This window comes from Polynucleobacter sp. 35-46-11, from assembly GCF_002281105.1.
Map to the genome: position 1 here is coordinate 1 of NZ_NCFJ01000091.1, position 7620 is coordinate 7620.

The 7620-nt window shown below is 44.0% G+C and carries 13 protein-coding genes; 4 read left to right on the forward strand and 9 right to left on the reverse strand.

Annotated elements, in window-relative coordinates:
• Window positions 1–535: 535 nt before the first annotated feature.
• The 3 genes from folE to plsY are packed head-to-tail and all read right to left on the reverse strand — an operon-like array spanning window position 536 to window position 2379.
• Entirely contained in the window at window positions 536–1315 is a 780-nt protein-coding gene (gene folE / locus B7Y67_RS08330; RefSeq protein WP_293598240.1) for a GTP cyclohydrolase I, read from the reverse strand.
• 42 nt (window positions 1316–1357) lie between these two features.
• A complete protein-coding gene (locus B7Y67_RS08335) occupies window positions 1358–1729 on the reverse strand; it encodes an MAPEG family protein (protein WP_293598241.1) in 372 nt (123 codons plus the stop codon).
• The gene (gene plsY, locus B7Y67_RS08340; RefSeq protein WP_293598242.1) at window positions 1726–2379 is read right to left on the reverse strand and encodes a glycerol-3-phosphate 1-O-acyltransferase PlsY; all 654 of its coding nucleotides are present in this window, start codon (window positions 2377–2379) and stop codon (window positions 1726–1728) included. The genes B7Y67_RS08335 and plsY overlap by 4 nt, the downstream gene beginning before the upstream one ends.
• A gap of 97 nt (window positions 2380–2476) precedes the next feature.
• On the opposite strand from plsY, the gene vapB reads away from it, so the two are divergent.
• Window positions 2477–2716 (forward strand): type II toxin-antitoxin system VapB family antitoxin, encoded by a 240-nt coding sequence (gene vapB / locus B7Y67_RS08345; RefSeq protein WP_363926563.1) that lies wholly within the window; start codon window positions 2477–2479, stop codon window positions 2714–2716.
• On the forward strand, window positions 2716–3120 hold the full coding sequence (gene vapC / locus B7Y67_RS08350; protein ID WP_293598243.1) for a tRNA(fMet)-specific endonuclease VapC: 405 nt from the start codon (window positions 2716–2718) through the stop codon (window positions 3118–3120). Before vapB ends, vapC begins: the two co-directional genes overlap by 1 nt.
• Window positions 3121–3161: 41 nt before the next feature.
• On the opposite strand, the gene xerD is transcribed toward vapC, so the two are convergent.
• From xerD to B7Y67_RS08370, 4 genes are all read right to left on the reverse strand, one after another.
• Window positions 3162–4088, reverse strand: a complete 927-nt coding sequence (gene xerD, locus B7Y67_RS08355) for a site-specific tyrosine recombinase XerD (protein WP_293598252.1) — start codon at window positions 4086–4088, stop codon at window positions 3162–3164.
• Between the two features lie 30 nt (window positions 4089–4118).
• Window positions 4119–4397 carry a type II toxin-antitoxin system RelE/ParE family toxin gene (locus B7Y67_RS08360; protein ID WP_293598244.1) on the reverse strand — a complete coding sequence of 93 codons (279 nt, stop codon included), beginning with the start codon at window positions 4395–4397 and terminating at the stop codon, window positions 4119–4121.
• Window positions 4397–4606, reverse strand: coding sequence for a hypothetical protein (locus B7Y67_RS08365; RefSeq protein WP_293598245.1), 210 nt, complete (start codon window positions 4604–4606; stop codon window positions 4397–4399). Before B7Y67_RS08365 ends, B7Y67_RS08360 begins: the two co-directional genes overlap by 1 nt.
• Window positions 4607–4860: 254 nt before the next feature.
• Window positions 4861–5346 (reverse strand): YajQ family cyclic di-GMP-binding protein, encoded by a 486-nt coding sequence (locus B7Y67_RS08370; RefSeq protein ID WP_293598246.1) that lies wholly within the window; start codon window positions 5344–5346, stop codon window positions 4861–4863.
• Window positions 5347–5463: 117 nt separating this feature from the next.
• Between B7Y67_RS08370 and murB the strand changes: the two genes are divergently transcribed.
• Entirely contained in the window at window positions 5464–6504 is a 1041-nt protein-coding gene (gene murB, locus B7Y67_RS08375; RefSeq protein ID WP_293598247.1) for a UDP-N-acetylmuramate dehydrogenase, read from the forward strand.
• Window positions 6485–6829: a hypothetical protein gene (locus tag B7Y67_RS08380; RefSeq protein WP_293598248.1), complete on the forward strand. Its 345-nt coding sequence runs from the start codon at window positions 6485–6487 to the stop codon at window positions 6827–6829. The genes murB and B7Y67_RS08380 overlap by 20 nt, the downstream gene beginning before the upstream one ends.
• Here B7Y67_RS08380 and B7Y67_RS08385 read toward each other — a convergent pair.
• Window positions 6804–7121, reverse strand: a complete 318-nt coding sequence (locus B7Y67_RS08385; protein WP_293598249.1) for a HigA family addiction module antitoxin — start codon at window positions 7119–7121, stop codon at window positions 6804–6806. The two genes, B7Y67_RS08380 and B7Y67_RS08385, sit on opposite strands and share 26 nt — an antisense overlap.
• A gap of 24 nt (window positions 7122–7145) precedes the next feature.
• On the reverse strand, window positions 7146–7424 hold the full coding sequence (locus B7Y67_RS08390) for a type II toxin-antitoxin system RelE/ParE family toxin (RefSeq protein WP_293598250.1): 279 nt from the start codon (window positions 7422–7424) through the stop codon (window positions 7146–7148).
• Window positions 7425–7620 lie beyond the last annotated feature (196 nt).

Consider the following 7620-nt stretch of genomic DNA (forward strand, 5'->3'; position numbering starts at 1 on the left):
GCATCAGCCTTGTAACCCAAAGCAGCAGCTTGTGGATCAGTTTCAGCAACCATTGCTTGAGCTTGAACTTTACCGTTCAAAGCCAATGTGCAAGCACCAGCAGCGGACAAAATCATAAATTGGCGACGACTATTTTTCATATGAACTCCAGTGAGTGAGATGGAACAAAATTTGTATCTGGAGGGATCATAGATCAGATCAAATGAATCCAATAGAAGCTATATAAGCTGTTGATTTATATAGTTTTTTACTTGAGAATTGTTCTCAAAGAAAAATTATTAGGTTCGCAAGCCCTCGCGGAGGAAATTTAATACCACCCCTTTAGATTCATACAGTTAATACGTTGCCTTACGTGAACTCCAGAACCAGCCTCGGGGTATGCCTGAGCGCAATCTATCGCATCACGCTGAAAGGTCACCTTATTGTTTTTAGCTGGGTCTTTATTAATATCTGGATACAGAGAGCACCCGAGCAAAGCGCAAATGAGACAAATGCCAATGCAACTTCTCAACAGGGTTTTCTTCAATACCACTGCCTATCGCTTATCTAAGAGTGATAAAAACTCTCTACGCAAATTAGAGTCTTTCAGAAAAGCACCGCGCATCACGCTGTTCACCATCTTCGAATCACGATCTTTAACGCCACGCCATTGCATACAGAAGTGGTCTGCATCCATCACGATCGCAACACCAATCGGCTTGATTTTTTTCTCCAGCATATCGGCCAACTCAACCACCGCCTCTTCCTGAATCTGTGGACGACACATCACCCATTCAGTCAAGCGTGAGTACTTTGATAAACCAATGAGTGCGGATTCTTTACTTGGTAATACGCCAATCCATATGCGGCCCATGATGGGGCAAAGGTGATGGGAACAAGCGCTACGAACAGTAATAGGGCCAATAATCATCAACTCATTTAAGCGGCTAACGTTAGGGAACTTCGTTAAGGTAGGCTGTTCAACATAACGGCCATTGAATACTTCTTTCACAAACATCTTGGCCACACGCTGGCTAGTGTTCTTAGTGTTGTGATCACTCTCGGTATCAATCACTAAGCTCTCAAGAACGGCTTGCATCTTTTCTGCCACTTCATCTACCAAGCCTTCTAACTCGCCAGGTTGAATGAATTTAGCAATATTGTCATTCGCATGAAAGCGCGCCTTTTGCGCCTCAATGCGTCGACGAATCACTACAGATAACGGTGTGCCAGCATCACTCTTTTTGGCAGCTACTTTCTTGGCAGGCTTGACGCTTGAGGCCTTTTTAGCAGGGGTCTTTGCAACCGTCTTCGTAGGAGTTTTTTTGGTGGGCATATATATTGTCTCGATGAATTTTTGTAGATGAGTTTTTATTCTTTAAATCTGAAAGAAGATTGCTACTACGCAAGCTAAGCCAGCAAGCCAAACAATAGATCTAATTGTTGGCCAATTGGCTACATAGCAAACTAGGTATGCAACGCGTGCTGCAACAAACCCAATTGCTAATAAATCCACTCGGCCTTGCGGTGCATTTGCGATGGATGCGATGATCACTGCCGCGAAAAAGAAGGGGAGCGACTCAAAAAGATTGGCTTGGGCAGCATTAGCACGCGCCCGAAATCCCGTCTGTTTAGCAAGCCATTGTCTAGGCATGCCGTTGTCGTAACCCTCAAAACCTTTTTTTGCAATGCCAGCTGCTACGTAGGGAAACAATCCCATGAACAGAACACACCAATACGCAATAGTCATTGTTGGCCTTTAGATTCAGTTTGTACTTTTTTCTTGGAACCAATGCGGCTCTCTTTGCCATTCATGAGATTGTGAATATTGCTGCGATGACGCCAGATCAACAAAAGACAAACCACCAGAAGCGCAATGCCCATCGGCTGAAAGCCAAACAAGAAAACAAAATAGATTGGGCCAAAGATTGCAGCTGCTAAGGCCGCCAAAGAAGAGTAGCGCATAAACATCGCCACAATGATCCAGGTACTCAAGGTAGCTAAGCCCAAAATCCAATTAATACCAAACAAAATACCGCAGGCCGTAGCAACACCTTTTCCACCTTTAAAGCCATGGAATATCGGAAATAGATGCCCCAAGAACACAGCGATGACAACTGCACATAACAACCAAGAATTGAGTGTGGATGTCAAAGATTCATCACCGAGCAATACTCTGGCCAACATGACTGCAAGGTAACCCTTTAAGGCATCGCCTATTAATGTGAGTACAGCGGCCAGCTTATTACCAGTTCTCAGAACATTAGTCGCTCCTGGATTGCCAGAGCCATAAGAATGGGGGTCAGGCAAACGCATGCATTTACTCACTACAACCGCAAAAGAGATGGAACCAATCAAGTAGGCAATCGGGATCAGCAACAGATCTAAAGTTAAATTCATGGGGATATCTTAAACACTTATCTAGCTAGTTATTTTTTGGATTGATAATCCTGACTGAAATGCTATATACTATTGCTATATACATAAGGAGAGCGTTATGTCCATAGCAATCACCACGGTGTTTACAAACAATCGTAGCCAAGCAGTTAGATTGCCGGCAGAAGCCCGCTTACCGGATGATGTAAAAAAAGTCATTGTCCGTATTCGCGGTCGTGAGCGAATAATTACGCCACTTGAAAACACATGGGATAACTTTTTCCTAAGCGGACCATCCGTATCAAATGACTTTATGAATGAACGCGGGGAACAAAAACCGGTTAAACGGGAAGACCTGTAATGCTCAAGTATTTATTGGATACCAATATTGTTATATACGTACTTAAGCGCAAACCAGTCGAAGTATTAAAGATGTTTAACACGAATGCGAGTCGGATGGCAATTTCAAGCATCACCTTATCTGAATTAATTTATGGCGCGGAGAAAAGTCCCAACCTTGATAAGAATTTAGAGGCTATAGAGGAATTCATTAGCCATCTCGAAGTTCTCCCTTATGACGCAAAAGCTTCTCAACACTACGGCCAAATTAAAGCGGCGCTAGAGAACAAAGGTGAAGTTATTGGTGAGAACGATATTCATATTGCCGCCCATGCAATTGGCCAGGGACTCATTCTAGTCACGAATAATTTACGTGAATTTAAAAGGGTTGCAAACCTTGCTCTTGAGAACTGGGTTGAGACCTAAATTAAAGAGATGTTGTAGCAATACCCCTCTGGAAATCCTGGTTAAGAGCCTCTAGGATGATGCTGTTGATGAATCGACTTCAGACGCTCTCTAGCAACGTGGGTATAGATCTGAGTAGTTGAGATATCAGCATGACCTAAAAGGAGCTGCACTACCCTTAAATCAGCCCCATGATTAAGTAAATGGGTAGCAAAAGCATGACGTAAGGTATGGGGGGATAGAGCAACAGGAATATTGGCAATCGTGGCATATCGCTTTATCAGCGCCCAGAAAGCCTGACGAGTTAAACCAGTTCCCGTATGACGCCCCACAAATACCGCATCCGAAGTTTTACCTTCCAGCAATGGTGTTCTGGCATCAGAAAGATAGCGACGTAACCACTGCCCCGCCTCACCACCAAAAGGCACAAGCCGCTCTTTACCACCCTTACCATTGACCACCCGAATAACGCCCTCGTTTAATCCTAGAGCAACCGTCTTTAAAGAGACGATTTCAGAAACTCGCAAACCGCTGGCATACATCAACTCCAACATCGTGCGATCACGCAATCCGAGTGAAGTTTCCACATCGGGGGCATTGAGCAAAGCAGTAACCTGATCTTCACTTAAGGTCTTAGGAAAACGTAGCGCCTGCTTGGCCGCACGCAAACCAATGCAGGGGTCGCTTTTTACCAAATTCATGCGCAGAGCATGGCGATAAAAGCGCTTGAATACCGTCAGTCGACGATTAGCAGTGGTTGCTTTATCTGCGCGTCGATGCGCAATGTAAGCAGTGAGATCTTTTTCCGACACACTGTAGAGATCGGCACCTGATTCTTTAAAAAGCCACTGCGCCAAGAGCAGTAGATCTCGGCGATAAGCAGACAAACTATTTTGTGCCAAGCCATCTTCTAGCCAACAAGCATCACAGAAGCGCTCGATAGCCTCTTGGCTTGTCGATGCAATCGACACCTCAAGTGGTGGAGCCAGGCTTTGATCGGCGGTCACAATAAAACCACTTCAATCATCCTGCCGCTTTAAATCACGATAGAAATTTTCCTGCGGGCCAAAGGTCAATAACTTAATACTTTCTTCATCCAAAATACGATAAGCCAACAAGCACTGTTGCTGTGAAAGTCGAAACTTGAAAACACGCACACCCAGTAGATCCCCAACCTTGGCCTCTCCAATGGATGGATCTAAACCAATAGATTTAACCGCGCTATCTAACTCAGATTTTTGTTGTGGATGTAATTTTTTGATCGCTTTTACAAACGAAGCCGTCAGGAGTAAGCGCATCAACTAAATACATACTCGCCGATGATCGGCTCTTGATCGGCAATCAAAATCTCTCGAATCATGGAAAACGGTAAATCTGGGTTTTCTTGAGCAACCCTACCAATCCGTGACCAGTATTCAATCTGCTTAGGCACCGAACGGTGCTCAATTTGCCCGTAAGCTTTAGCCTGTTCTACCAAACTTTCAGACAATTTAACGTTAATAGACATGTTTCTCTCCTTGAGATGAGTACATTATAGCCCTAAAGGTTCCAAAAAGTAACCTTTTATCTAAACTGGGTTATTGGCGGATAAGTGCACTCAAGCATCGTCTAGGAGAACAGTTAGCATAGCCAGCAGGGCTGCCTTAATGCGAAAAGCTTCTTAGATCAAAGCAATCGGAGGTATCGCACTGCCCCAAAAGCTTACCCCTCTTACTTGCCTACCAACTGAGGCATGAGCGTGCAGAGACTTGTCTTAGAGATTTAGTCACGGAAATTGTTAAAACCCAATGGCGCTTCTGTTACCTCTTTTTTGAGCAATGCCATCGTTTCTTGCAAATCGTCACGTTTGGTACCAGTGACACGTACTGCATCACCCTGAATACTGGCTTGCACTTTGATCTTGCTGTCTTTGATGATGCGCACTACTTTTTTAGCCAACTCGGAAGTAATACCTTTTTGGATCTTCATGGTTTGCTTGCGTTTATCGCTACCAATAGTCTCTTTTTTGTCGTCTTTAAGGTAACGCACATCCACATTGCGTTTGGCCATCTTGCCGTAAAGCACATCACGTACTTGACCCAACTTAAAGTCATCATCACCAAACAAGATCAAAGTCTCGTCCTTTTGCTCCACTCGGCTATCAGAGCCTTTAAAGTCAAAACGATTGGTAATCTCTTTATTAGATTGCTCGATTGCGTTTTTCAACTCGATCATGTCTGGCTCACACACTACGTCAAATGAGGGCATCTCAAACTCCTTAAATAATCTGGGTAAACAATTCTGCAAATTTAGCTATTGCATTGTTGCTTTTCAAGTTTTTTCACAAATTACGAACAGAAACTCGAACACGAATAAGATTGTGGCATGAACTCCGCAAAAAATGCGCCCAATCCAGCAAAATTGACCCCCAATCTGGGGCTCAAGCACCGGAATAGCTTTGGCCTGGATTCCGAAGCGCAACTGGCGTACGAGATCACATGCTCTGATCAGTTACCAGCTCTCACGAAAGAACTCGAGGATAAAAAGCTTGAGTGGCGTGTATTAGGCGGCGGCAGTAATGTGATTCTTCCTAAGTCTTTACCAGGGGCAACACTACTCATTAACATTCTCGGCCAAGAGATCCTCAGAGCGGATGACAACAACTCCTGGATATCAGTAGGCGCTGGTGTGAATTGGCATGAATTCGTTGCTTGGACGCTAGATCACAATTTACCCGGACTAGAAAACCTCGCCCTCATACCGGGCACTGTTGGTGCCGCACCCATTCAAAACATTGGGGCCTACGGTGTTGAGATAGGTGAATACATCGACAGCATCGAAGCATTTGATTCTGCAGCCCATGCCTTTGTCACTCTCCCGCAAGAAGCCTGCCAGTTTGCCTATCGCGATAGCTACTTCAAGCAAAATCCCAATCGATTTATCGTGACAAAGGTTGTTTTTAAAATCCCCAAGGCTTGGCAAGCGCGATTACAGTACGCTGATCTAGCAAAGCAATTTGCCGAGTTAAAGACCAGCCCAAGTGCTCAGCAAATTTTTGATGCGGTATGCACTATCCGATCTAATAAATTGCCAGACCCCAAGGTCATTGGTAATGCGGGAAGTTTTTTCCAAAACCCGATTGTCAGCACTGAATATTGCGAACAACTAAGTAAGCAATTTCCGGATCTGGTTTCTTATCCAGATAGCAATGACAAGCGAAAGTTGGCGGCCGGATGGCTGATTGATCAATGTGGCTTTAAAGGCAAGCGTGTTGGCCCTGTAGGTGTTTATGAAAAGCAAGCACTAGTGCTAGTCAATCATGGTGGCGGGACCTCTACCGACATCCTCAATCTTGCAAAAAGCATTCAGGAAGAAGTGTTGGGGAAATTCGGCGTACAACTTGAGATTGAGCCAAATATTCTTTAGAAACATATTGATTAACCACGTTTATATCCAGCTTAATTACTGGCAGTACGATAGCGTGATGCCCCAATACCCCGCAAAACTTACAAAAGATGGTTCCAATATCTTAGTCACATTTAGGGATGTGCCAGAAGCAATTACGTTTGGAGCAAATGAAAAAGAGGCGCTCGAAAATGCGGTTGACGCTCTTGAGACTGGGCTATCTCTTTATATTGATTGCGGCAAGGATTGGCCAAAACCGAGCACTAAAATGGATTGTGAGCGTTTAGTTTTTACTTCTAATAAATTTGTCACCATAAAATCTAAGCTAAAGCATGATCGAGAATAACGCCAACTGACTTTACCTTCGGCACACCCAATTTTCTCGCCTTCCATAAATCGTATGTCGCCTGCTGGCTTAACCAAATATCCGCACTGCCACCGTTTTTAATGCCTAACCATTTCTCAATGCGTAAGGCCATGTCCGGTGAAATAGCAGCCTTCCCGTTAATTACACGGGAAAGTGCGACGCGTGTAATACCCAACTGGTCCGCAGCCTCAGTCACACTCATACCCAATACAGGGAGAATATCCTCTTTGATGATCAAACCAGGGTGAGGTGGATTATGCATTTTTCTCATATTTTGTATTCCTTAACTTACCGCTTAATGGTAATCCTGATAATCAAGCAATATGACATCTTTATCATCAAATTTAAAAGTAATTCTCCAATTTCCACTCACGGCGATTGAGTAATGATTATTTAGTTTTCCTGATAGCAAGTGAAGCCTCCACCCAGGAATGTTGACATCCTCCCAACATGTGGCCTCATCCAATCTAGCTAACTGCCTACTCAATTTATTTGAATGGGAAGACTGTATCCCAGTCTTTTTTCCGGTTTGAAAAAACAACTCCAAACCTTTATGCCTAAAAGATTTAATCATCCCTCATTGTATATTGTATAGCATTGCTATACATACACGCGAACACGTTAAGGTTTTTAGTTGGCCTAGATAACTTTTGAAAACTCCACCTCTACCCGCCCCTCTGCCAGCCTTACTTCAAATACGCTTTGGGTATTGAGCTCGTTAGGGCTTCGTACTGCATGCATTGCCTGCTCTTCCTTACTCAGGATTACCG